We start from the raw sequence: 25,849 nt of genomic DNA, 5'->3' as shown, positions 1-25,849 counted from the left end.
GTGACCTGAGCGGCCTTAACGGGCCGCTTTTTTGCGCGGTAATGTCTGCTCAGCGCGGAAGAGCCTTGGCTCTGAGAAGCACCGGCCGTTCGATGAAAACATAGCTGAATGTCGCCACGGCGAACACGAGTGCTGTAGCCACGAGCGACCAGAGCAGCCATCCGAAAAGCAGGTCGCCGCCGAGCGGACCGAATGCCGAGGGAAAGATCGCTTTCATCGCTGAAATGATCGGATCTTGCCAGAGGTAGATGCCGAACGAGATCTTTGCGATCGAGCCGATCGCGTGATGATCGAGAACATCGCCGAGCCAAAGCGAGTGCGCCAGCGCAACAAGCGTCAGCGCGACAGCGGCCGGAAAAAGCGGGAAGTCATAAGGTATGCCAAGCCAGCCGTAGGCCTCCCATGTGCCACCGGAAGCGGAGGCGAGGGCAGTGGCGGCGCCTGCCATTCCCAGAGAGGCGAGAACGTCGAAGAAAGCTGCGTTCCGTCGAGGCAGCATTGTCTCGACGCCCGAGGCGAGGACGCCAAGCGCGAATATCGAGAAAAAGCCGATCGGATTGTAGCGCGGCATCCATTCCTTCGCTCCGCCCAGCATTCCGAACGCCCAGCCGCGTCGCAGGTCGTCCGGCTGCAGATTGTTGGCGATCAGCCAGTGCAGAGCAATAACCGCGGCAATGAGACCCAGCCAGAGGAGACGCGTGGCGAAGCGCGGCAGCGCGCGGCCAAGGCGATAAAGCGCAAACATGCATAGCGGCAGCAGCACGTAGCAGGTCGCCTCGAACGGAATGGACCAAAGTGGTCCGTTTCCCTCGACGGGAAAGAAGGTTCGCCAATGCCACTGGCTCATCAGCAGAAAGCCGGCAGCATAGCGAATGGCGAGGCCGGCCGTCAGCGGATGTCCGAACAGCGTGATGCTCAAAATGAAGCCGGCGGTCAGCGCCACCCAGAAGCCCGGCAGGATGCGGGCTGCCCGGCGCACCACATAGGTCTTCATGTCCGGCATCGGGCGACGTCCATCCAGCGCAGACCAGAAGGGCCGTGCTAGGAGATAGCCGCTCAAGACAAAGAAGATGGCCACACCAAAATTGCCGAAGCGGCCAACGACCAAAGCTGATTGGACGCTAGGGCTCACCTGACTGATATCTATCCGCAAGACGAGGTGGTGAACGAGCACCAGCAAGCAGGCGGCTGCACGCATCGCATCCGGGCCGGCCAGTCTTCCGTCTCTTTGCATGAGCGCCTCGCCTGTCTGGTTCGCACCAGGCCTAGGCCATGATGACTGACGGAACAAGGGCGCGCTTCACTTACGCCGCGGCGGCACGTGTCAGCATGTAGCTGTCCAGAGCGGCAGCCTCGTCCTTTGCCAGATATAGCCCTTTCTTGGAGCGTCGCCACAGGACGTCTTCGGCGGTGATGGCCCATTCGTGCTTGACGAGATAGCCGACCTCGGCCTCGTAGAGATCGGAACCGAAGCAGCGGCCGAGGTCGGCGAGCGATTTTGCCTGCCCGAGCAGCACGCTGGCCCGGGTGCCGTAGCGGCGCGTCAGCCTTCGGGCATGCGGATCGGCCAGGAACGGATAGGCCGCCTTGAGCGTTGCGACCTGCGCTTCGTAACCCTGCACCGGAAAGTCGCCGCCCGGCAGATGGCTGCTGGCCGTCCACGGCGCGCCCTTTTCGCCGATCGCCGCGCCGATCTTTTCCAGCGCATGTTCCGACAGCCGCCGGTAGGTGGTCAGCTTGCCGCCGAAGACGTTGAGCAGCGGTGCGGCACCGGCCTCGCCCTCCACCTTCAGCACATAGTCGCGCGTCGCCTCCTGCGCCTTCGAGGCGCCGTCGTCATAGAGCGGCCGCACCGCCGAATAGCTCCAGACGATGTCTTCCGGCTTCACCGGTTCGTTGAAATATTCGCTGGCGGCGGCGCACAGATAACGGGTCTCCTCTTCGGAGATCCTGACAGCCTGCGGATCGCCGTTATAGTCGCGATCAGTGGTGCCGATCAGCGTGAAATCCTCCTCGTAGGGAATGGCGAAGATGATGCGGTTGTCGGGGTTCTGGAAGAAATAGGCGCGCGGCCCCTCGAACTTCTTCCGGACGACGATGTGGCTGCCCTGCACCAGGCGCACATGCCGGGCCTCGTTCTGGCCGAAAGCGGCGCGCAGCAGCTGGTCGACCCAGGGGCCGGCGGCATTGACCAGCATGCGGGCCCGATGCCGGCGGTTCTCGCCGGTCAGCATGTTCACGCTGTCGATCTCCCACAGGCCGCCCTCGCGGCGGGCCGAGACCACCTTGGTGCGCGGCAGGATCAGCGCCCCGCGGTCGGCGGCATCGCGGGCGTTCAGCACCACCAGCCGGGCATCGTCGACCCAGCCGTCGGAATACTCGAAGGCCTTGGCAAACACCGGCTTCAGCGGCTTGCCGGCCGGATCGCGGCGAAGGTCGAGCACCGCCGTCGGCGGCAACAGCCGGCGGCCGCCGAGATGGTCGTAGAGGAACAGTCCGAGGCGGATCAGCCAGGCCGGCCGGATGCCGCCCTTCTGGTAGGGCAGCACGAAGCGCAGCGGCCAGATGATGTGCGGCGCCATCGCCCACAAGACCTCGCGCTCCATCAGCGATTCGCGCACCAGCCGGAACTCGTAATGCTCGAGATAGCGCAGCCCGCCATGGATCAGCTTGGTCGCCCCCGACGAGGTCCCCGAGGCGAAATCGCCCATCTCCGCCAGCGCCACCGAATAGCCGCGCCCTGCCGCATCCCGCGCGATCCCGCAGCCGTTGATCCCGCCCCCGATCACGAATAGGTCGAAGATCTCGCTGTTCACAATTGTTCTCCAAGGCTAACGCCGTAAAACGAAAGTGAAGTAGCGCTAAAATGAAATAAATCGAATGTCAAACGAACATTTTATGACCACGTCTTTCCTGCGGTCTCGATGAGATTGATGCCGCCTTCCGAACAGATCTTCCTCAGCGGTTCAACATCGCAGTCGTCGGTAACGAAAGTGTGGACCTGGGACAGATGGCCGATGCGCACGGGGGCGGTGCGATCGAATTTTGTCGAGTCGGCAACGAGAACAACGTGGCGCGCATTCGCCATGATCGCCTGCGCGACCTTTACTTCGCGGAAATCGAAATCAAGAAGCGCTCCGTCCGGATCGATTGCGGAAGCGCCGATGACAGCGTAATCGACCTTGAATTGCCGGATGAAATCAACGGCTGCCTCACCGACGATACCGCCGTCCGAATGACGTACGACGCCGCCGGCTATAACCACCTCGATGGAGGGAAACATTCGCAATCGATTGGCGACATTGATGTTATTGGTGATCACCATCAATTCCCGGTGATCAACCAGCGCCTCGCCCACGGCTTCCGTCGTCGTCCCGATATTGATGAAGAGCGAGACGTTATTCGGAATAAGTTCAGCCGTCGCGCGGCCGATCGCGAGCTTTTCAGCCGCAGCGATCGAACGGCGTGCCTCGTATTTCACGTTTGCCGTCCCGGCCGGAAAGATCGCTCCTCCATGAATGCGCGTCAGCACACGCCCGTCACACAGGTCGTTCAGGTCCTTGCGGATGGTCTGCGGTGTGACGGAAAAGCGCGCTGCAAGATCTTCGACCAGCACGCGGCCTTCCGCCTTGGCGATATCGAGGATTTCCGTCTGGCGCCCGGACAGAAACATGGCTTCGCCTCCCTTTCTTTCGTTTGGCCGGATCATATGTTAAAGCGAAAATTGCGCAATCGGCGACTGGCTGCCGAGGCCCGGAGGATCCAGGGGTGTTTCATCCGAAGCTGTTTGAAAATCGCAATGTTGTGGTAACCGGCGCGGGCCGCGGCATCGGTCTTGAAGTTGCTCGGCAGTTCCTGGATTGCGGTGCCCATGTTCTGGTTCACACCGGACGGGATGGGGAGCGAGACTTGCCAGATTTTCTGCTGACTGCCGAGCAGGAGCGACGCGCCATTCTCGTTGCAGGCGATTTTCTGGCGCCGGGCGGGACGGCCGCTTTCGTGGCCAAAGCAATGGATAAATTCGGCGCTGTGCACGTACTCGTCAACAATGCCGGCACGATGGTTGGCCGGTTTCCGGCAGCAGAGTTGACGGACGAGGAGTACCACACGGTCGTAAAGCTCAACCAGACGTCTGTGGTGGAGCTCACCCGCGCGCTTCTGCCGGCGTTGCGGGCAGCCCACGGTGCGGCGATCGTCAACACGGTTTCCATCTCGGCGCTGACCGGCGGCAGTCCTGGCTCGGCAATCTATTCCGCCTCGAAGGCTTTCGTCTCCACCTATTCCAAGGCGCTCGCACGCGAGCTTGCGCCGGATGGCATCCGGGTCAATTGCGTATCGCCGGGTACCATCGAAACCGATTTTCACGAGCGCTATTCATCGCGCGAGAAGCTGGAACAGACCCGCAAGACGATCCCGCTTCAACGCCTCGGCACAGCGGAGGATTGCGCACCCGCATACCTCTTCCTGGCTGCACCATCGCTTTCCGGTTACATCACCGGGCAGGTGCTCGAGGTCAACGGCGGCCAGCTTATCTGCTGATTTGCTTGGACTTTTTTTGGCATTTCACCAATTAGGCCCAACGTCCGGGTGTGGATGTGATATCGCTCTCGTTTATCTGGGGTTAACATATTAGAGAGTCATAATGCCGAAGACTGAGCCGGGGGGGACCGGTCAGGAACTGCAAAAGCTCGCCGCCAAGGCCATTGAGGCGAGCGACCTGCTAAAAGCGATGGCGCATCAAACCAGGCTTCTCATTCTTTGCATTCTCGCCAAGGAAGAAAAAACGGTTAGTCAAATCGAAGCATTGCTTGGCGTGCAGCAAGCCATGGTGTCGCAGCAGCTCGCGCGGCTTCGCATGGAAGGCCTGGTGAATACGCGCCGGGCGGGCCGGCTTGTGTATTACAGTATCGGCAATCCCAAGGTGACGACCTTCCTCGATTCGCTATTCGGGATGTTAGATATGTCGGACGCTGGCTGACCTGTTCTTGCGATTGTTGACGGCTAAGGCCAAAGATGGCTTGCTCCGAAGTCGGTGGGAGGCCAGATGCTCGACAAGCTTGAATTCTTCATCGCCCTTGCCAACGAAAAGCACTTTGGCCGTGCCGCCGAAGAGTGCGGCATATCGCAGCCGACGCTGTCGGCCGCCATTCGGCAACTCGAAGACCAGCTGGGCGTCATGCTGGTACAGCGAGGCTCACGCTTTCAGGGCCTGACCCCCGAAGGCCAGCGTGTGCTTGAGTGGGCCCGCCGCATCGTCGGCGACACCCGCACGATGCGCGAAGAGATGCGCGCGGCCCGCAAGGGCCTGTCCGGCCACCTGCGGATCGCCTCCATCCCGACGGCGCTTGCCATGCTGCCGAGGATCACCACGCCTTTTCAGGAGCGGCATCCGGACGTTACCTTCTCGATCGTCTCGCGCAATTCGCTGCAGGTGCTGAGCATGCTCGAAAATCTGGAGATCGATGCCGGCGTCACCTACCTAGAAAACGAGCCGCTGGGGCGCGTGACGACCGTGCCTCTCTACGCCGAGCGCTATAATCTCATCACGGCCGCAGGCAGTCCGCTTTCCGATCGCGAAACCGTGACATGGCACGAAGTCGGCAATCTTCGGCTTTGCCTATTGACTGCGGACATGCAGAACCGTCGCATCATCAATCGGCATCTATCCGAGGCCGGTGCGACCGCACATCCGTCCCTGGAATCGGGATCGATGATCGTGCTTTTCTCGCATGTGCGCACCGGGCGCTGGGCGAGCATCATGCCGCGGAATGTGGCCGAATCCTTCGGGTTCCCGGCGGAAATCCGCATGATCCCGATCGTCGAGCCGGAGGCCGATCATCTGGTCGGTCTGGTGGCGACGCATCGTGAGCCGTTCACGCCACTCGTCTCTGCCCTGTTGCATGAGGCGCGGATACTCGCAGAAAGCGAAGATCTTCGATAGAAAAATCCTATCAAGCAACGGGACGGCTTTATTGATTACCTGCATGTTCCCTGAGAAACTTCCTCTACGATGTCATACCAAGTTCGGGGGAGCTGGTATGGCGGTTGATAAAGGGAAGCCCTGGGAGGCCTGCCATAATGAATGCCCACGTCGCCACTGGCGATATTGCCGAGCGCACGCGCGCGATCGTCTCGAACCTTCGCTCTCTGGAAGGCCCGCTTCTTCCCATCTTGCATGAAATCCAGGATGAATTCGGTTATGTGCCGCAGGAAGCGCTTCCTGTTATCGCGCAGGAACTGAATCTTTCCCGCGCCGAAGTGCACGGCGTAATGACCTTCTATCACGATTTCCGCAACCATCCCGCCGGGCGTCATGTGCTGAAGCTCTGTCGTGCCGAGGCCTGCCAGTCGATGGGTGGCGATGCCGTGGCTGAGCGTATCAAATCTCTGCTGGGGATCGATTTCCATCAGACGGCCCTCGATGGCAGCGTCACGCTGGAACCCGTTTATTGTCTCGGGCTCTGTGCCTGTTCGCCAGCGGCGATGCTGGACGGCGAACCGCATGGCCGAATCGACGACGATGTGATTGCTGAGATCGTCGCGGAGGTGCGGGCATGACCGTCAGGATTTACATCCCGCGGGATGCGGCGGCGCTTTCTCTCGGGGCTGAAAAGGTGGCAAGAGCGATTGCAAAGGAAATCTCGGTGCGCGGCATCGACGCGAAGATCGTCCGCAACGGCTCGCGTGGCATGTTCTGGCTGGAGCCTCTGGTCGAGGTCGAGGTTTCCGGCAAGCGCATCGGCTATGGCCCGGTCAAGGCCAAGGATGTGCCGTTACTGTTCGATGCCGGCCTCGTGAACGGCGGTAGCCACGAGCTCTGTCTGGGGGAGGTCGAAAGCCTCCCATTCCTCAAGGAACAGACCCGCCTGACCTTCGCGCGCTGCGGCATTACCGATCCGCTTTCACTGGAAGACTATGAAGCGCATGGCGGCCTTGCCGGACTCCGCCGGGCAGTGGCGATGGCCCCCGCAGACGTGGTCAAGGAGGTCACCGATTCGGGCCTTCGCGGACGTGGCGGCGCCGGCTTTCCGACCGGCATCAAGTGGAAGACGGTTCTGGACGCTGCGGGTGACCGGAAATACATCGTCTGCAATGCCGACGAAGGCGACAGCGGCACATTCGCAGACCGCATGATCATCGAAGGCGATCCCTTCGTGCTGATCGAAGGCATGGCGATTTCCGGGCTGGCGACGGGCGCCACAAAGGGTTTCGTCTATACGCGTTCGGAATATCCGCATGCGATTGCGACAATGAGGGAGGCCGTCGAGATCGCCCGCCGGGCGGCCATTCTGGGACCGTCCGTGCTCGGTTCCGGCCGCGCTTTCGATATCGAAGTCCGGACAGGCGCGGGCGCCTATGTCTGCGGCGAGGAAACGTCGTTGCTGAACAGCCTGGAAGGCAAGCGCGGCGTCGTGCGCGCCAAGCCGCCGCTGCCGGCCCACAAGGGTCTCTTCGACTGTCCCACCGTCATCAATAACGTGATCTCGCTCGCCTCCGTGCCGATCATCCTCGACAAGGGGGCGGCTTTCTACCGCGATTTCGGCATGGGGCGCTCGCGCGGCACGATCCCGATCCAGATCGCCGGGAACGTCAAGCATCGAGGCCTCTACGAGGCGGCTTTCGGCCTGTCGCTCGGCGACATCGTCGACAGGATCGGTGGTGGCACGGCCACCGGCCGGCCGGTGAAAGCGGTCCAGGTCGGCGGTCCGCTTGGCGCCTATTTCCCGCGTGCGCTCTTCGACACGCCCTTTGACTATGAATCCTTTGCCGCCAAGGATGGCCTCATCGGGCATGCCGGCATCGTCGTGTTCGACGACACAGCCGACATGCTGAAGCAGGCGCGCTTCGCCATGGAGTTCTGCGCCATTGAGAGTTGCGGCAAGTGCACGCCCTGCCGTATCGGTTCGACGCGCGGCGTCGAAACGCTCGACAAGATCGCCAAGAATATCGAGCCGCAAAAGCAGCTCGAGCTCGTCACCGACCTCTGCAACACGATGAAGTTCGGATCGCTTTGCGCGCTCGGAGGCTTCACCCCTTATCCGGTGATGAGCGCGATCAATCATTTTCCGGACGATTTTCGCCCGTCGCCAATAGCAGAAGCCGCGGAATAGGAGCGGACGACCATGAACGCCTTGCCCGAGTTCAAAACGCTCATCGAAGAAACCGACTACGGTACGCCGGCTTCTAGTTCCGAGAAGATGGTGACGCTGACCGTCGATGGCAGGTCAATCACCGTGCCCGAGGGCACGTCTGTCATGCGCGCCTCGATGGAGGCCGGCGTCGAGATCCCGAAGCTCTGCGCCACTGACATGATCGACGCCTTCGGTTCGTGCCGCGTCTGTCTGGTCGAGATCGAAGGCCGCGGCGGCACGCCGGCATCCTGCACGACGCCAGTCGGCGACGGCATGGTGGTGCACACGCAGTCGGACCGGCTGAACGCGATCCGGCGCGGCGTGATGGAGCTTTACGTTTCCGACCATCCGAGCGCGTGGGGCGGATCGGCTGGCGCGGGTGCCGGAACTGGCGCGAGCGAATTCGACAAGGTCATGGCGTCGGTCGGCCTGACTGAGAACCGCTACGGCACCGATGGCCGCAATCATGTGGCGCCGGGCAATGGCTCGCTTACCATCGATTACATGGTGCGCGACGAATCGAACCCCTATTTCACCTACGATCCCTCGCAGTGCATCGTCTGCTCGCGTTGCGTGCGCGCCTGCGAAGAGGTGCAGGGCACCTTCGCGCTGACCATCGAAGGCCGCGGTTTCGAGAGCCGCATGACCGCTGGCATGCACCAGCCCTTCCTCGAAAGCGAATGCGTCTCTTGCGGCGCCTGTGTGCAGGCCTGTCCCACCGATGCGCTGCGCGAGAAGACTGTGCTTGAAATGGGCATGCCTGAGCGTTCGGTGGTGACCACCTGCGCTTACTGCGGCGTCGGCTGCTCCTTCAAGGCTGAGATGAAGGGCGAAGAGCTGGTGCGCATGGTGCCATGGAAGGACGGGCAGGCCAATCGCGGGCATTCCTGCGTCAAGGGCCGCTTCGCCTATGGCTACTCCACGCATAAGGACCGCATCCTCAATCCGATGATCCGCGAAAAGATTACCGACCCTTGGCGGGAGGTAAGTTGGGAAGAGGCTTTCGCGCACGTGGCATCGGAATTCCGCCGTATCCAGTATCAGTACGGCCGCGATTCGATCGGCGGCATCACGTCGTCGCGCTGCACGAATGAGGAGACGTTCCTCGTTCAGAAGCTGGTCCGCGCCGGTTTCGGTAATAACAATGTCGATACCTGCGCGCGCGTCTGCCATTCGCCGACGGGTTACGGACTAGGTCAGGCTTTCGGCACGTCGGCGGGTACGCAGGACTTCGACAGCGTCGAGCATTCGGACGTGGTGATCGTCATCGGTGCCAACCCGACGGATGGCCACCCGGTTTTTGCATCGCGTCTGAAGAAACGGCTGCGGCAGGGCGCGAAGCTGATCGTTATCGACCCGCGGCGCATCGATCTCGTACGCACGCCCCACGTTGAGGCTGCCTATCACCTGCCGTTGCAGCCGGGCACCAATGTTGCGGTGTTGACTGCATTGGCGCATGTGATCGTCACCGAAGGCCTCTACGACGAAAAGTTTATCCGCGAGCGCTGCGACTGGTCCGAATTCGAGGACTGGGCGGCTTTCGTTGCCGAGCCTTATCACAGCCCTGAAGAGACGGAGAAGTTCACCGGCGTTCCGGCCGAGGAGCTGCGTGGTGCTGCCCGCCTTTATGCGCGTGGCGGCAATGGCGCGATCTACTACGGTCTTGGCGTCACCGAACATAGCCAGGGCTCCACGACCGTCATGGCGATCGCCAACCTCGCAATGGCGACCGGCAATATCGGTCGTCCGGGCGTCGGCGTTAATCCGCTGCGCGGCCAGAACAATGTGCAGGGCTCCTGCGACATGGGTTCCTTCCCGCATGAGCTGCCTGGCTATCGCCATATCTCTGACGATGCGACACGCGATATCTTTGAGAAGATGTGGGGTGTCAAACTCAACAGCGAACCCGGCCTTCGCATTCCGAACATGCTGGATGCGGCGGTCGATGGTACGTTCAAGGGCTTGTACGTCCAGGGCGAGGACATTCTCCAATCCGACCCGGATACCAAGCACGTGGCAGCCGGCCTCGCTGCCATGGAGTGCGTCATCGTCCAGGATCTCTTCCTGAACGAGACGGCAAACTATGCCCACGTCTTCCTGCCGGGATCGACATTCCTGGAAAAGGACGGCACCTTCACCAATGCCGAGCGCCGCATCAACCGCGTGCGCAAGGTCATGACGCCGCGCAACGGCTATGGCGATTGGGAAGTGACCCAGAAAATGGCGCAAGCCATGGGCCTTGCCTGGAATTATACCCATCCGTCCGAGATCATGGACGAGATTGCGGCGACGACGCCGAGCTTCGCGCTGGTTTCCTACGACTATCTGGAGAAGGTTGGTTCCGTGCAGTGGCCCTGCAACGAAAAGTTCCCGCAGGGCTCGCCGATCATGCACGTGAACGGTTTTGTTCGCGGCAAGGGCAAGTTCATCCGCACGGAATACGTAGCAACCGACGAGCGCACTGGGCCGCGTTTCCCGCTATTGCTGACGACCGGCCGCATCCTCAGCCAGTACAATGTCGGCGCACAGACGCGGCGTACCGACAACGTCGTCTGGCACGCCGAGGATCGGCTGGAGATCCATCCGCATGATGCCGAAATGCGCGGCATTCGCGATGGCGACTGGGTGAAGCTCGCGAGTCGCTCCGGCGATACGACGCTTCGGGCGCTGATCACCGACCGGGTCGCGCCGGGCGTCATCTATACCACCTTCCATCATCCGAACACGCAAGCGAACGTCATCACGACCGACTTTTCCGACTGGGCGACGAACTGTCCGGAATACAAGGTGACGGCAGTCCAGGTGTCGCCGTCGAACGGCCCCACGGAATGGCAGATCGAATATGACGAGCAGGCGCGCCAGAGCCGCCGCATCGCCGGCAAGCTGGAAGCTGCCGAATGATGGAAAGGCGGCCGACGCGCATTTCCGTCAACCGCATCGCCCGCAAGGGCGGTGTCGTCGCGCCGGGCCAGCGTATTGTGCCGGAAGAAATGCCGGTCGCGTTCTCCTATGGCGGCACATCGCATGCCGTGATGATGGCGACGCCCGACGATCTGGTAGATTTCGCCGTCGGCTTCAGTCTGACGGAAGGCATAATCAAAGACGCTGGCCAGATTGCTGCGATCGAGATCGTTAATAACGAGCAGGGCATCGATGTCCAGGTGACGCTGGCCGACGATGTTGCGGATGCTTTGCGGGCGCGCCGCCGCAGCATGGCGGGACCGGTCGGATGCGGGCTATGCGGTATCGAGTCTATCGAGCAAGCTGTCCGCCAAGTGCCGGATGTTTCAGCCGCGGGGCTCAAGCTCACGCATGGTGATATCGTGCGCGCTGTCTCGCTTCTCAATGATGCGCAACCGCTGCACCGGGAGACACGCGCAGTACATGGAGCCGGTTTTTACATTCCCGGTAACGGCCTGCTGGCCGTCCGCGAGGATGTCGGGAGGCACAACGCACTCGACAAGCTCTGCGGAGCCGTCATTCGCGCACAAACAAGCGGCTCAAGCGGAGCCGTCGCCGTTACGAGCCGGCTTTCGGTCGAGATGGTGCAGAAAGCGGCCATTCTCGGGAGCTCCGTCCTTATCGCGATTTCCGCGCCCACGGCCCTTGCCATCCGCACGGCGGAGCAGGCCGGAATGACGCTGGTTGCGCTGGTGCGGGGCGACGATTTTGAGATTTTCACCCACCCGCAGCGCATATTGCCCGAAAGCATTGCCGATGTCGCATGATACCCATTCCAAGCTCGTTTATATGGCCAACCAGATAGCGACGTTTTTCAAGAGCCAGCCTGAAAGCGAGGCGGTTCAAGGTGTTGCCACCCATATCAACAAATTCTGGGAGCCGCGCATGCGGCGGCAATTATTCGAAATTCTAGATAACGATAACAATGGCTTGGATACGCTCGTAATCCAGGCTGCACCTCTGATCCGCAAGCCTGAGCCGGCGGAACCAATCCGGAAATAAATATCGGTTTCATGCAAGAGGGGAACCAGGCATTTCGCCTGCTCAAGCATGGATTATTGCAGCAAAGTCATAATCGGGAGGATATTCATGACTTCAGCGGACACAACTACGACAGGAGAGTTAGCGGGCGTCGGCCTGCTTGACCGGGAGCGGATCGTCGCGAAGCCCGGGTTCAATCGCTGGCTGGTGCCGCCGGCAGCTCTCGCAATCCATCTCTGCATCGGCATGGCTTACGGCTTCAGCGTTTTCTGGCTGCCGCTTTCGCGATCGCTCGGGATCACGGCACCGACCAGCTGCCCCGATCTGACGCTTGCTTCCGCGCTGTTCACGACGACCTGCGATTGGCGCGTCGCCGATCTCGGCTGGATCTATACCCTCTTCTTCGTTCTGCTCGGCTGCTCGGCCGCGCTCTGGGGCGGCTGGCTCGAGCGCGCCGGGCCGCGCAAGGCCGGTTTCGTATCCGCTTGCTGCTGGTGTGGCGGCATTCTGGTTGCCTCGGTCGGCGTGATCACCCATCAGCTGTGGTTGATGTGGCTCGGCGCCGGTGTGATCGGCGGTGTCGGCCTGGGCCTCGGCTATATTTCGCCGGTGTCGACGCTCATCAAGTGGTTTCCGGACCGCCGCGGCATGGCGACCGGCATGGCCATCATGGGCTTCGGCGGCGGGGCGATGATCGGCGCTCCGCTCGCAAACCTGCTGATGAATTACTTCAAGACCGACACCTCGATTGGCGTCTGGCAGACTTTCGTCGTCATGGCGATCATCTATTTCGCCTTCATGATAGGCGGTGCTTTCGGTTACCGAATCCCGCCGGCCGGCTGGCGTCCGGAAGGCTGGACGCCTCCGGCTGCCAAGAGCACGATGATCACCACAAAGCACGTCCACCTGCGCGACGCGCACAAGACGAAGCAGTTCTGGCTTATCTGGGCCGTACTCTGCCTCAACGTCTCCGCCGGTATCGGCGTTATCGGCATGGCTTCGCCGATGCTGCAGGAAATCTTCGCAGGTTCGCTGATTGACCTGCCGGATCTTTCCTTCTCGCAGCTCGATGCGGGCCAGAGAGCGCAGATTGCCACGATCGCCGCCGGCTTCGCGGGTCTCCTGTCGCTCTTCAACATCGGCGGCCGCTTCTTCTGGGCGTCGCTTTCCGACAAGATCGGCCGCAAGAACACCTATTACACGTTCTTCATTCTCGGCATCGTTCTCTATGCGGTGGCGCCGACGCTGGCCGATATCGGCAACAAGGCGCTCTTCGTGCTCGCCTTCGGTATCATTCTGTCGATGTATGGCGGCGGTTTCTCGACAATTCCGGCCTATCTTGCCGACGTCTTCGGCACGCAGTTCGTCGGCGCGATCCACGGCCGTCTTCTGACAGCGTGGGCGACCGCCGGCATCGTGGGGCCTGTCGTCGTGAACTACATTCGCGAAGCGCAGATCGCAGCCGGTGTGGCGCCTGGCCCTGCTCTCTACACCGGGACGATGTATATCCTGGCCGGCATGCTGGCGCTTGGCCTGATTGCCAATTTCTTCGTCAGGCCGCTTGAGAGCAAGTGGTTCATGCCCGATGAGGAAGTCGCCGGGCTTCAGGCGAAATCCGCCGCCGCAAGCCTTGGCCCAACCGGCTCGTTTGGTATCGGCACAGGCGGCTTCGATACGAAGGCTCTGCTTGCCTGGGCGGTCGTCGGTATCCCCTTGCTTTGGGGCATATGGGTCACGCTGAAGGCGACCTTCGCGCTGTTCGGCTGATTTTGATCAGCGTAGAAAACCACGGCACGCGCCTCGGCGCGTGCTTTTTTATGGAAACCGGCTACGAGGCGCAGGCCGGCTTTGGGAGAAGCATCAGAATTCTTCCCAGTCTTCGACACGGGCGAGGGCGGCAGCGCCGCTTGCTCTGGCCACGCGTGAAGCCAGACGCCGCGGGGGCGCGCCTGCCGGTTTGGCAGCGGTGCGGTCGAGAGCCTTGGCTTCCATGCGGAACTGGCTGAGGAGCGCTCTGAGGTTTTCGGCCTCCGACGCAAGCTTGTGGCTTGCGGCCGTGCTTTCCTCAACCATTGCAGCATTCTGCTGGGTCGCTTGGTCCAGGGAATTGACCGCCTGATTGATCTCCTTCAATCCGGTCGCCTGCTCTTTCGACGCTTCTACGATTGCTGCAACATTCGAGTTGATATCGGCGACTTGAAGTACGATTTGCTCCAGGGCGGTGCCGGTATGGCCGACGAGTTCGACGCCGTTCTTGACCAGGTCGCTCGATGTGTTGATGAGCGCTTTGATTTCCTTGGCGGCGCTTGCGGAACGCTGCGCCAGCTCACGCACTTCCTGCGCCACCACCGCAAAGCCCTTGCCTGCCTCGCCGGCCCGCGCCGCTTCGACCCCGGCATTGAGAGCGAGCAGGTTTGTCTGGAAGGCGATGTCGTCGATGACCGAGATGATATTGGTGATCTCCCGCGACGATTGCTCAATCTGGCCCATGGCGGAAACAGCCTTGCGAACAACAATACCGGATTGTTCCGCGCCCTGTTTTGTCTTTTCGACAAGCCTACCTGCCTCGCCGGCGCGATGGCTGGAATCGTTCACTGTTGTCGTGATCTGTTCCAGTGCTGCAGCGGTTTCCTCGATCGACGCCGCCTGCTTTTCCGTCCGCTTGGAGAAAGAGTCAGCCGAAGCGCCGATTTCACGAGCCCCTGCTGCAATTGCCGCGGTGTTTTCGCCGATGGTTGTCAGCGTTTCCCGAAGCTTGGAAATGGCGGCATTGAAGTCTTTTCGAAGCTGCTCCATGGAGGGGACAAAGGCTGTCTCAACCGTCTGTGTCAGATCGCCTTCGGAAAGGCGGCGCAGCGCTTCCCCTAGTCGGCTGATTGCGCTCATGCGCTCTGTCACGTCGGTCGCGAATTTCACGACCTTATAGACTTTGCCGTTGGCGTCTCTAATCGGATTGTAGGCCGCCTGGATCCATATTTCCCTGCCGCCCTTCCCATAGCGGACGAATTCGTTGGCAATGAATTCGCCCTGAGCAAGGCGGCGCCAGAAGCCTGAATAGCCTTCGGTGCGGGTATAGGCGGGATCGCAGAACATACTGTGATGCTTGCCGGTGATTTCCGGTAGTGTGTATCCAAGCGCATTGCAGAAGTTTTCGTTGGCAGTCAGAATCTCTCCGCTCGGCAGGAATTCAATAACCGCCTGCGAGCGAGAGATCGCATCCAGCTTGCCGGCGTCCTCCACGGCCTTCTTCTTGGCAGCGGTGATGTCGGTCGCGAATTTCACAATCTTGTAGGGCTTGCCGTTCTTGAAGACTGGATTGTAGGAAGCCTGGATCCAGATTTCCCGGCCTCCTTTAGCCAGCCGCTTGTAGGCGCCCGCGTCGTACTCACCGTGACCGAGACGACCCCAGAATTCGCGATACTCCGCCGTGGCGGTATAGGCGGGATCACAGAACGTGCTGTGATGCTTGCCGACAATTTCACTTAAACTATAGCCCAAAGCCTTGCAGAAGTTCTCGTTCGCCGTGAGAACGTTACCTTTCAGGTTGAACTCTATGATGGCCTGTGACTTCGAAATCGCATCAAGAACATGCTTTGAATCAGAAGATAGCCCGAACATCCCCACCCCTCCGCTGTCGGCGCAAATTTGGCGTTAGCCTCTCGAAGCAACGCCCGCGAATACACTTCTGATCTACTTCTTGAGGTAGACCATTCGAAGGGATACTTCACAACTGATGATGAGGTTCTGAAGGTTAGCAAATCTACTATTCGTTCTAGTAGAATTTGTGATGCATTCTTATAATGACTGAGTTTGTCAACAAAAAAGCCGCCTTGGAAGGCGGCTTCGCTACAGCTGCAGGCCAGCTACTAGGCCGCGAGCTCGTCTGCTTCGCTTTCCTTGAACATCTTGGCGAGGTTCAGGAAGCAAATCATACCATTCTCGGAGGCGATGACGCCTTCGCAGTAAGCGCGATCGAACGAGGCCGTCACTTCCGGCACAGGCTGAACCTGGCTGGAGGAAATCGTCAGAATGTCGGACACGCGGTCGACAAGCATGCCGATGACCATGCTGTGCACTTCGGCAACAACGATAGCGCTGCGCTCGTTGGCGACGGTGCTTTTCATGCCGAGCTTGTAGGCGAGATCGATGATCGGGATCACTGAGCCACGCAGGTTCATGACACCGATGACGTCAGCCGGCGCATGCGGGATCGGGGTAGAGGGCGCCCAGCCGCGGATTTCGCGGATGGTCGTCGTCTTGACGCAGAATTCCTGATCGTGCAGCCGGAATGCGATGATCTCGAGCGTGTCGCCGCTGAAATTATTCGAGTTGATCGTGGTCATTAGAAATCGTCCCAACCTAAGCTGGCAGATGCGGCTGCGCCACCATTGGCGCGAACACCCTTGCCCTCACACCACGCGACGCCCCGTTATTCCGAGACTTCGTTACGGTTGCATGCAACTTTATCGGAAGAGTGTTGCGCAAATCTAAATCGTGGCTGCGAATTGCAAGGGGTTTCGGGATCCCCTTGCAAGCTCGTATGCGGCCTCAGGTGATCGTCTTTTCGATCTGGGAAACGGCCCACTCCACCTGCTCCTTGGTGATGACGAGCGGCGGCGCCAGGCGGATTGTGTTTTCGTGCGTATCCTTTGCGAGCAGGCCGCGTTCCTTCAGGCCGTAACAATACTGACGCGCTCCGCCTGCCTCTGGCTCCAATTCGACCGCCATCATCAGGCCGCGGCCGCGCACGTCCTTGACGATGTTGGAGCGGATCGACTTCAGCCCATCCAGGAAGTATGCACCCATTTTCTCGGCGTTTTCGATCATCCCCTCTTCGGTGAGCACCTTAAGCGCCGCGCGCGCGACGGCGCAGGCGAGGGGATTGCCGCCGAACGTCGAGCCGTGCTGGCCGGGCTTCAGGACACCGAGAACCTCCGAATTCGAAAGAACCGCCGATACCGGATAGAAGCCGCCGGACAGCGCCTTCCCGATCAACGTCACATCGGCTTCGATACCTTCATGCTCCTCCGCCAGGAGTTTGCCTGTGCGGCCGAGGCCCGTCTGGATTTCGTCCAGGATCAGCGTCACATTGTTCGCCGTGCACAATTCCCGGACATGTTTGAAATAGCCGGCGGGTGGGATGACGACGCCGGCTTCCCCCTGGATCGGCTCGATGAGTGCCGCAACAGTATTCTCGTTGATCGCGGCCGCAAAGGCTTCGCTATCGCCGAAGGGAATGATGCGAAAACCGGGTGTGTAGGGTCCAAAGCCGGTGCGGGCATCCGGATCGGTGGAGAAGCTGATAATGCTGAGCGTCCGGCCATGGAAATTATCGGAGCAGACGATGATCTCCGCCTTGCCTTCCGGGACGCCCTTCACCTCGTAGCCCCATTTGCGAACCGCCTTGATCGCCGTCTCCACGGCTTCGGCCCCGGAATTCATCGGCAGGATCTTGTGCGAGCCGGTAAGCGCCGCCAGCTCCTCGTAGAGATGCGCGAGCTGGTCGTTGCGGAATGCGCGCGACGTCAGCGTGAGCTTTCCGGCCTGCTCGACCATCGCCGCAAGGATCTTCGGATGGCAGTGCCCCTGGTTGACCGCCGAATAGGCGGAAAGGCAATCGAGGTAGCGGTTGCCGTCGGTATCCCAGACGTAGACGCCTTGGCCGCGCGTCAGGACGACATCAAGCGGCTTGTAGTTATGGGCGCCAAGCCGCTGTTCGGTAGCGATCAGGTTTGTGGATGTGGTCATTGCCGTTTCCCCTTATGCGGCGCGTGTCGGACGATCGAAGATGCGGCGGCCAAAGAGGCTTGCCGTCAGCTCCACCAGAATGCGGGCACTCTTGCCGCGATCGTCCAGGAAAGGATTGAGCTCGACGAGATCAAGGGACGAAACGAGCCCGCTGTCGGAGAGCATTTCCATGACGAGGTGGGCCTCGCGGAACGTCGTGCCGCCCGGAACGGTGGTGCCGACGCCCGGTGCGATGTCCGGATCAAGGAAATCGACATCCAAGCTGACATGCAGCAGGCCGTTCACCTCTTTGATCGTGCTGAGGATGTGGCGCATGATGGCTGCGATGCCCTGTTCGTCGATGGAGCGCATATCGAAAACATTGACACCGCGCTTCTGAACTTCTTCCCGCTCACGTGGATCGATGGAGCGAATGCCGACCTGAAACACGTTGCGCGGATCGACCAAAGGCCGGTCCTTGGGCAGGATTTCCGCCAATTCCGCATGGCCGCTGAAGAAAGCGACGGGCATGCCGTGCATGTTGCCCGAAGGCGATATCTCCGGCGAATTGAAGTCGGAATGGGCATCCAGCCACAGCACGAACAGCGGACGGCCTTTTTCGGCGGCGTAACGTGCCATGCCGGAGACGCTGCCCATCGACAGGCTGTGGTCGCCCCCCAAAATCAGCGGAAAACGGCCAGCCGCCGCGGCGTCATAGGTGCTGGCTTCAAGCGCTCGCGTATAAGCACCGATGAGGCGCAGGTTGTGCGCCTTGGGATGGTTCGGAAGATCCCGTGCCGGAACAACGCGAATGTCACCCTCGTCGCGCACATCGTGACCAAGGTCGATCAGCGTCTGATCCACACCGGCGATGCGAAGGGCTGCCGGGCCCATTGCCGCGCCGCGCCGCCCTGAGCCTTCTTCCACCGGAACGCCGATGAGCGTGACTGAGCGAGATTGAACTTCCATTCTGAGGCTCCCTGGGACTCTGGATTTCGACGTCGGATTCGAACCCATATTCGGATATCGGCGTGACAGCAAAAAGATGGAAAAGTGTCAGAAGATAAGCTCTATTATACACTTTGCTAAGTGCTTTTCGACAAAGTGATCGCAATGGATGACCTTGACCAAGAACTCCTCAGCGCGCTTCGGCACAATGCCCGAGCGCCCATATCGTCCCTTGCCGCGATGACCGGTGCGTCGCGCGCAACGGTAGCCGCCCGCATGGAGAGGCTGGTTGCCAACGGTACCATTGCCGCCTTCACGATCCGAACCGGTCACGAGACGCGCGCCGCGGGCGTTCGCGCCATCGTCATGATCGAGGTCCTCGGCAAGTTGGCCGACCGGGTGGCTGATCAGTTGCGCGGGCTCCCCCAGGTGCGGGCGCTGCATAGCACCAATGGCAAATGGGACTTTGTCGCTGAGCTCGAGGACCGGGATCTTGTCTCTTTCGACGAGACGCTCCGCCGCATCCGGCTCATCAATGGAATCAATTCGACCGAAACCAATATCCTGCTGAAGACCAGCAAGACCGGGTTCTAGGGTCAGCAGTAGATCCTGACCCTAGTATTCGTGCTCGTAAAAGACGCCAGCTTCGCCGGCGCCATCCCCGCCTGCAGCGCCACGCAGCTTTACGCCGCGGCCGACATCGAGATTGATGATCGCCTTGGCTCCAGCTCTTCCGCCCTGCTGCAACTCGAAGTAGGTGCGTTCATTCAGGTAGCGGCCGACACTGACACTCGTCTGGCCCCTTTCATCCGTGCTGATGTTGAGGTCATCGACGCCAAGCTGATTGCGAAGCCCCTCGAAAAGCGAGGTAGAACGGCCCCCCGCCAACTGGCTTACGGCATCGGCGAGCTGCGCGATCTGAACCGGCGACAGCTTTGACATGGATTGGCCGAAGATCAACTGTGCCAGCACCTCGTCCTGAGGCAAGGTCGGCGACGACGAGAAGGTGATCGAGGGATCGGTCGCAAGTCCAGTGACATCAACGGTGAGCGTCGTGTTTCCGGACACCGATGTCGCCTCCATGTCGAGCGCCGGCGTCAAATCGCCGGCAAAGGTAATGCGGCTCCTGTCGGTAAAGGTCAGTCGCCGGTTAAGGATGGTCAGCCGTCCGCGGCGCATTGTGAAGCCGCCGGAAACGATGGGCGTTGCGGCGGTTCCCCTGATCGTGACGCTGCCGCCGAGTTCCGAATCGATGCCGCGGCCACGGACGAAGATCCGTGCCGGCGCATCAATCCGCAGATCGAGGCTGATCGTCGACTTCGCCCTGGCTCCTTGTTGGCTTTCATCACGCATCTGGGCGCGCACGGCGGGCGGCGCGTTGATGTGTCTGACATCGATCTCGCGCAAGGATGTCGGCAGCTTGTCCGGAACGGTGATCGATGCCTTTTCCACGTTCAATCTGCCGCTCAGGGTTGGGCTGGAGAGCAAGGGTCCGCGCAGACCGAGATTGCCATCGACTGTCGCGACGAGGAGCGTTCCATCGACATAGACTGCCCTGTCGAGCCTGACCTCGATATTGGCCGGATAGCCACTGCCCGGCCGTATGCCGATCGTGCCGCTTGCGGCAATGCTGCCGCCGCTCGCAAGATTGCCGCTCAGACGGGAGATCGTGGCCTGCTCGCCATTCATGCTGATGTTAGCGGTGACGTTGTTGAGCGCGAGATTTCTGCGGACATCGACCAGCCTCGCGCCGCTCGTTGCGATGGTCCCGTTGATCAAGGGTGCGGCTGCCGTGCCGGCGATACGGAGGTCTATGTTGGCCGTGCCGTCGGCGACAAAACCCTGCTGCGCCAGCTGTGCGCCAAACATCGCAAATGGGACGTTGCCGCGAACTTGCAGATTGAGGGCGCGATTGCCGGTGATCGCAACGCTGCCTCCCCCCTGCATGGAGAGGCCGCTGCCACCCCTAAGGTTGCTATCGATCGCCAGAGTGTTGTTGGTGAGGTGGCCGCTTGCAGCTATTGCGAATGGCGGAAGCCCGGCCCCTCTGGTGTGGCTCGTCGCCGCGTCCCTCCAGTCGAGCTTGAAATCAACTTTTGGTGCAGACAGCGGCCCTGATACCGAAGCGGTCCCGGAAACCCTCCCTTCTGCAGCAAGGCCAGGCACGAAGCCGTTTGCGACGCTCGCCGGAAGATTGGAGAGATCGGCCTTAACATCCAGGTTCTTGACCGTCGTTCCTTCAATCATGGCATTGCCACCGGCTTTCAGTGACACGTTGCCGGCGCCATTCAGATCGGCTTTGAAGTCGAGCCGGTTGTTTGCAAGCTTGCCGGCTGCATTCAGCGCGAGTTGCGACAGGCCAGCCCTTCTGGTCTGGCTGGTCGCTGCATTCTTCCAATCAATTTTGAACTCGGCTGTCGGCGAGGCGAGGCTTCCCGACGCGGTGACCGTTCCTGAAACGATGCCTTCCGCTGCAAGGCCGGGCACGAAATTGTTGGCGAGGCCCGCCGGGAGATCGGCAATCGCTGCATCGACTCTCAGGCTTTCGACTGTCTTGCCTGCTATCGCGACATTGCCGGTTGCCTTCAGCGAAGCGCCGTCAGCGCCGCTGGCATTCGCGTCGAAATCGAGCCTGTTGTCGGCAAACTTTCCGCTTGCAGTCAGGTCAAGCGGCGAGAGTCTGGCGCTCTTCGTCTGGCTGGTCGCCGCATTCTTCCAGTCAATTTTGAAATCGGCTGTCGGCGAGGCCAAGCTCCCCGAGGCCGTGACCGTTCCTGAAATGATGCCTTCTGCTGCAAGGCCTGGTACGAAATTGTTGGCGATACCGGCCGGAAGATTGGCGATGGCCGTATCGACCCTCAGGGTTTCGACAGTCTTGCCTGCAATCGTCGCATTACCGGTTGCCTTCAGCGAGGCACCGTCAGCGCCGCTGGCATTCGCATTGAAATCGAGCTTGTTGTCGGCAAATTTTCCGGTTGCAGTAAGGTCCAGCGACGAGAGTTTGGCATCCTTCGTCTGGCTTGTCGCCAAGTTCTTCCAATCAAGCTTGAAATCAACGGCAGGCGACGCGGGTGTCCCGGAGGCAGTAACCGTTCCAGACACAATGCCGTCGGCTGCCAGGCCCGGCACGAAGCCGTTTGCGATGCTTGCCGGAACGTTGCTGATGTCGGCGTTAATATTCAGACTCTGGACCGTTTTTCCAGCAATGGCGACGTTACCTGACGCCTTTGCGGTCACCCCGTCTGCGGCATTGGCATTTGCATTGAAGTCGAGCTTGTTATCGGCGAATTTGCCGGTGGCGCTCAGGCCCAGTGATTTCAATCTCGCGCTCTTGGTCTGACTTGTCGCGGCGTCCTTCCAGTCGAGATCGAAATCGAGGCCTGGTGCCGCGAGCGTTCCTGCCGCCTTGGCAGTTCCGGAGAGGGTCCCTTCGGCAGCGAGCCCGGGCACGAAGCTATTTGCAATGCTCGCGGGGACATTGGCCAGGCTGGCGTTTACCTGCAGATTTTGGACCGCCGTACCGGCGACCGTGACATTGCCATCTGCCTTCAGGCTTAGATTGGCTGCGCCAGTGAGGTCCGCATTGAAGTCGAGCTTGTTGTCGGCAAATCTGCCGGCGGTATTCAAGCCGAGCGATTTCAATCCGGCGCTTTTGGTCTGGCTTGTGGCCGCGTCCTTCCAAGCAAGGTTGAAATCGACGGCTGGCGCAGCAATCGTCCCCGACGCCTTGGCCGTTCCGGAGATCGTGCCTTCGGCAGCGAGCCCCGGCACGAAGCTGTTGGCAACATCCGCCGGGACATTATTAAGGTCAGCATTAACCTGCAGGCTTTGCACCTCGGTACCGGCAATCACGACATTGCCGTCTGCCCTCAGGCGCATCCGGTCTGCGCCGGCCAGATTGGCGTTGAACCCAAGCCTGTTATCGGCAAACTTGCCGGTCGTGCTGAGACTGAGGGGAGCAAGCCCGGCGCGTCTCGTCTGGCTTGTGGCGGCGTCCTTCCAATCAAGATCGAAATCGACCGCTGGAGCGGCGAGCGTTCCAGAAGCTGTCACTTTGCCGGTGATCGCACCTTCGGCAGCAAGGTCCGGAACGAAGCCGTTTGCCATTTTTGCCGGAAGATTGACGACATCGGCATCGATTTTCAGGCCCCGACCGCCTGTTCCGGCGACGACGATATTCCCCCGAGCCTTCAAGGCCAATTCATCGGCGCCATCGAGCGTTGTGTCGAAGTCGAGGGTGTTGTCGACATATTTCCCAGTCGCCGCTATATCGAATGGCGCCAGTCCTGCGCGCTTTGTCTGGGCGACCTCGGCGTTTTTCCAATCAAGCTTGAAATCGGCAATCGGCGCTGCCGGCGTGCCTTTGACAGATCCGGTGCCGGAAATGGCGCCTGCCGCATCCAGATTCGGAACGAAGGTGTTGGCGAGGCTTGCCGGGAGATCTTTGATGTCGGCAGCGATGTCGAGCGTCTCGCCCGCTGAGCCGCTGACCGTGACCGAACCGTTCCCGGTCTTGATCGCAAGGTCGTTCAGCATGGCCCTGCCATTCGCAATCGCGATCTCGGCGGGGTGGGAGAGTTCAACTGGAATATTGCGCGGTTTGCCGGAGAACCGGTCGAGCCGGATCGTCATGTTGCCGGCGGTTGCTTCAACATTTCCCGCAGCAAGCAGCGGATTGTTATCGTATGCAGCCTTAAGATCGAAATTCGTGTGGTTCTGCTGCTGCACGAAGGTCAGCGTCGGTGCCGCGAGCTTGTTCGTGCCCGACGAAATCTCGTCGGCGCTGACGACACCGTTGGCGGCCAATGCTCTCAGATCGGTGACAGTGACATCGATGTGGGGCCGTATGACGGAAAGCGTGTCGCGTTGGATCCGGTTTCCTGCGGCCGTGACCTTGAGCCTGATCTTGCCGGCGTCGTTCGTGATGTTGAGCGTGCCTTTGAGGTCACCTTGTGCCTTCTGGCCGCCAAACATCGCGAGCAGGCCTATATCGGGGAAATCGAACTCAAGCGTGCCCGTCGGCTCGAAGCCTGGAGAAAATTGCAAGCTGCCTTGCAGGCGGTTGCTGGCGACATCCGCAACCAGGGACGGAATGTTGATGGCGCCGGCTGCAGACTGCACGTTGGCATTGATGGCGATCGGCTGGTTGTCGATGGCGCCCTTTCCGTCCACGGTCGCTCGCGGCGCGGCAGGGTCGGCATTGCCGAATATCTCAACGTTGAGATCGCTGATCGTGCGGCCGGCAGTGTGTAGTGTTGCGGCACTGACACTCGCCTTTATGACCGGTGCCGTTATCGGGCCGCTCGCATCGATCGCGTAGCTTACCTCGCCTTCGGCGTTTTCTGTTAACTTCCTCAGGTCGGGCAGCCGCCCGGAAAGGGTGGCCGCGATGTTGTCGCCATCCAGCGTCACAGTGCCGGCGGCTTCGACCGTTCCAGATTTGATGGCGAGATTTGAAAGACTGATCTTCGAAGGAATCGTCCCGGAGACCTGCGTTTCGATAGCGATCGGAGTATCGAAACGCTGAGCAATGGCGGGAGGCAGCGCCGCCGGCTGGACGACGAGCTTTGTATTTCCCGTCAGCGTCTGATCGTCAAGCTTGTAGGTGCCGTTGACGGTACCGTTGGCATTGGCGCTCTCGAAAGTCGTGCCGTTGAAGCCTATGCCCTCAGGTGCGATCTGAAGTGGCGCGACAAGTGTCACGGGGCCTTGTACCGCCCGATTGATGTCAGGGTTCGTGAACGTCGAATCGCCGGCGACCATCCGCAATTGAACGGCGCCGGAGCGTTGCGTCAGATTGAAGGCTTCGCTCTTGGCGGTCAGCTTCACGTTGCCGATCGTCACCTTTGGCAATGTCGCCGCATCGAGGGAGGCACTGGCGTTCAGTCGTGCCGTCTGCGCATCGCCGGTCAGCGCCAGGTTGAGGCCGGTAATCATGAAGCGGGCTTCGCCGTCGGCAAGCGGCCAACGAAAATCGACCGGGCCTGACGTGCCGAGGACGTTGGCGTTGAGACTGTTGTTGCCCCGACGATCCAAGGTGCCTGATGCTGCAATAACGACGCTGCCGGTCGCTATGTTGCCGGTCTGAATATCGAGCTTGCCCTTGTTGTCGAAGGTGGCGGAGACGTCGATGTTCGTCTGGCCGGAAAACAGTGGTCGAAAGGCCGGCGGAAGAAGAGTGCTGAGATCGCCGCCGCCCTTAAGATCGACGTGGTGCAAGCCGTCCGGCGTCAACGCGTGACGGCCTTCAATCGAAGCGCGCTGTTGGCCGTCGAGTGATGCCTGAAGGCGACCGTTCCAATCCGAGATCGGCCCATCGCCGTCGACGGCGAGATTGACAGCAGGATCGCCCGGCAGGGACAGGAAAGCCGCGAGCAGCCCTCCTTTCGGCTCAGTAAGCTGGGCCTTCAGCCGCAACTGGTTGCGATCCGGCCTGAACGCCATGTCGGCCAGAAGTTTGGCATCCGGCACATCTGGGCGGCCGACATTGATCGTGGCACTCCCGCCATTCCGGTCGGCCTTCAGATTGCTGCCGTCGGCCGTTAGCGTAAACGCGTGGCCCGCGAACTGCTCACTGAGATTGATGCCCGCGACGGCGATCTTGTCGACATCGATCTTGATCGGCAGATTGAATCCGCCATCGCCGGCTGCTGTCCGCGATGAGGGAATGGTCCGCACCGGCTTTCGGATGACATTGATCGAGTCGACCAAGACCTCCTGCGCGTCGAATGTGCCGCGGAGGAGCGCCAAGGGGTTCCAGTCTATCGAGAGACCGTTGATCTGCGCGAACACTCCACGCGTATCGGAGACTGTTATCTCGGCGGCACGCAGTCCGCCGCTCAGAAGGCTTCCCGGTTCGCGGACCTTGATCGTCATGTCCCGGTTCGAAAGGATCTCCGCAACCTGTTGCGTGATGATCCGGGAGCCGAAGGAGGTGAAGCCGAAGATCGCAATCGCGGCTGCAGCAAGAATCAGCACGACGCCGGTAGAGACACCGATCGCCTTTATGGTCCAATTCGCGAACTTCGTCAGTGCTTGCATGGAGGCGAAACTACCCCGTTTTTGTCACAGTTCGACGGTTGAAACACCGCGAGTACCGG

The 25,849-nt window shown here is 60.6% G+C and carries 18 protein-coding genes; 10 read left to right on the top strand and 8 right to left on the bottom strand.

The annotated features are described in order from the left end of the window. Positions 1 to 49: 49 nt before the first annotated feature. The 3 genes from HGP14_RS25585 to HGP14_RS25575 all read right to left on the bottom strand — a co-directional run bounded on the left by HGP14_RS25585 (position 50) and on the right by HGP14_RS25575 (position 3,673). Positions 50 to 1,234: an acyltransferase family protein gene (locus HGP14_RS25585; RefSeq protein ID WP_168832680.1), complete on the bottom strand. Its 1,185-nt coding sequence runs from the start codon at positions 1,232 to 1,234 to the stop codon at positions 50 to 52. 70 nt (positions 1,235 to 1,304) lie between these two features. After that, on the bottom strand, positions 1,305 to 2,816 hold the full coding sequence (gene glpD / locus HGP14_RS25580; protein ID WP_168832679.1) for a glycerol-3-phosphate dehydrogenase: 1,512 nt from the start codon (positions 2,814 to 2,816) through the stop codon (positions 1,305 to 1,307). 80 nt (positions 2,817 to 2,896) lie between these two features. Beyond that, positions 2,897 to 3,673 (bottom strand): DeoR/GlpR family DNA-binding transcription regulator, encoded by a 777-nt coding sequence (locus tag HGP14_RS25575; RefSeq protein ID WP_168832678.1) that lies wholly within the window; start codon positions 3,671 to 3,673, stop codon positions 2,897 to 2,899. A 95-nt stretch (positions 3,674 to 3,768) separates the two neighbouring features. Here HGP14_RS25575 and HGP14_RS25570 point away from each other — a divergent pair, with 95 nt between their 5' ends. The 9 genes from HGP14_RS25570 (at position 3,769) to HGP14_RS25530 (ending at position 13,841) form a co-directional block, all read left to right on the top strand. Then, positions 3,769 to 4,539 carry an SDR family NAD(P)-dependent oxidoreductase gene (locus HGP14_RS25570; protein WP_168832677.1) on the top strand — a complete coding sequence of 257 codons (771 nt, stop codon included), beginning with the start codon at positions 3,769 to 3,771 and terminating at the stop codon, positions 4,537 to 4,539. 103 nt (positions 4,540 to 4,642) lie between these two features. Continuing rightward, positions 4,643 to 4,978, top strand: a complete 336-nt coding sequence (locus tag HGP14_RS25565; protein ID WP_168832676.1) for an ArsR/SmtB family transcription factor — start codon at positions 4,643 to 4,645, stop codon at positions 4,976 to 4,978. A 66-nt stretch (positions 4,979 to 5,044) separates the two neighbouring features. Continuing rightward, a complete protein-coding gene (locus tag HGP14_RS25560) occupies positions 5,045 to 5,941 on the top strand; it encodes a LysR family transcriptional regulator (RefSeq protein ID WP_168832675.1) in 897 nt (298 codons plus the stop codon). 137 nt (positions 5,942 to 6,078) lie between these two features. Next, a complete protein-coding gene (locus HGP14_RS25555) occupies positions 6,079 to 6,558 on the top strand; it encodes a formate dehydrogenase subunit gamma (RefSeq protein ID WP_168832674.1) in 480 nt (159 codons plus the stop codon). Further along, a complete protein-coding gene (locus HGP14_RS25550; protein WP_168832673.1) occupies positions 6,555 to 8,111 on the top strand; it encodes a formate dehydrogenase beta subunit in 1,557 nt (518 codons plus the stop codon). The genes HGP14_RS25555 and HGP14_RS25550 overlap by 4 nt, the downstream gene beginning before the upstream one ends. 12 nt (positions 8,112 to 8,123) lie before the next feature. Then, complete coding sequence (fdhF, locus tag HGP14_RS25545) at positions 8,124 to 11,033, top strand: formate dehydrogenase subunit alpha (protein ID WP_168832672.1); 2,910 nt, start codon at positions 8,124 to 8,126, stop codon at positions 11,031 to 11,033. Then, the gene (gene fdhD / locus HGP14_RS25540) at positions 11,033 to 11,860 is read left to right on the top strand and encodes a formate dehydrogenase accessory sulfurtransferase FdhD (protein WP_205927341.1); all 828 of its coding nucleotides are present in this window, start codon (positions 11,033 to 11,035) and stop codon (positions 11,858 to 11,860) included. Before fdhF ends, fdhD begins: the two co-directional genes overlap by 1 nt. Continuing rightward, positions 11,850 to 12,095: a formate dehydrogenase subunit delta gene (locus HGP14_RS25535; RefSeq protein WP_168832670.1), complete on the top strand. Its 246-nt coding sequence runs from the start codon at positions 11,850 to 11,852 to the stop codon at positions 12,093 to 12,095. The genes fdhD and HGP14_RS25535 overlap by 11 nt, the downstream gene beginning before the upstream one ends. Positions 12,096 to 12,182: 87 nt before the next feature. Then, complete coding sequence (locus tag HGP14_RS25530; protein WP_168832669.1) at positions 12,183 to 13,841, top strand: OFA family MFS transporter; 1,659 nt, start codon at positions 12,183 to 12,185, stop codon at positions 13,839 to 13,841. A gap of 93 nt (positions 13,842 to 13,934) precedes the next feature. Here HGP14_RS25530 and HGP14_RS25525 read toward each other — a convergent pair whose 3' ends face one another. The 4 genes from HGP14_RS25525 to rocF all read right to left on the bottom strand — a co-directional run bounded on the left by HGP14_RS25525 (position 13,935) and on the right by rocF (position 18,770). Next, positions 13,935 to 15,692 (bottom strand): methyl-accepting chemotaxis protein, encoded by a 1,758-nt coding sequence (locus HGP14_RS25525; RefSeq protein ID WP_168832668.1) that lies wholly within the window; start codon positions 15,690 to 15,692, stop codon positions 13,935 to 13,937. Positions 15,693 to 15,940: 248 nt separating this feature from the next. Continuing rightward, a complete protein-coding gene (locus tag HGP14_RS25520; RefSeq protein ID WP_168832667.1) occupies positions 15,941 to 16,417 on the bottom strand; it encodes a chemotaxis protein CheW in 477 nt (158 codons plus the stop codon). 205 nt (positions 16,418 to 16,622) lie between these two features. Then, positions 16,623 to 17,822, bottom strand: coding sequence for an ornithine--oxo-acid transaminase (gene rocD, locus HGP14_RS25515; protein WP_168832666.1), 1,200 nt, complete (start codon positions 17,820 to 17,822; stop codon positions 16,623 to 16,625). 12 nt (positions 17,823 to 17,834) lie between these two features. Next, complete coding sequence (gene rocF / locus HGP14_RS25510) at positions 17,835 to 18,770, bottom strand: arginase (RefSeq protein WP_168832665.1); 936 nt, start codon at positions 18,768 to 18,770, stop codon at positions 17,835 to 17,837. Between the two features lie 144 nt (positions 18,771 to 18,914). Here rocF and HGP14_RS25505 point away from each other — a divergent pair, with 144 nt between their 5' ends. Beyond that, positions 18,915 to 19,343 (top strand): Lrp/AsnC family transcriptional regulator, encoded by a 429-nt coding sequence (locus HGP14_RS25505; protein WP_168832664.1) that lies wholly within the window; start codon positions 18,915 to 18,917, stop codon positions 19,341 to 19,343. 21 nt (positions 19,344 to 19,364) lie between these two features. On the opposite strand, the gene HGP14_RS25500 is transcribed toward HGP14_RS25505, so the two are convergent. Then, the gene (locus HGP14_RS25500; RefSeq protein ID WP_168832663.1) at positions 19,365 to 25,790 is read right to left on the bottom strand and encodes a translocation/assembly module TamB domain-containing protein; all 6,426 of its coding nucleotides are present in this window, start codon (positions 25,788 to 25,790) and stop codon (positions 19,365 to 19,367) included. Positions 25,791 to 25,849 lie beyond the last annotated feature (59 nt).

The organism is Rhizobium sp. P32RR-XVIII, from assembly GCF_012641395.1.
GTDB lineage: Bacteria > Pseudomonadota > Alphaproteobacteria > Rhizobiales > Rhizobiaceae > Rhizobium.
Note: the sequence above shows the minus strand (reverse complement) of the source record. Positions and strands in the feature narration are given on the sequence as shown.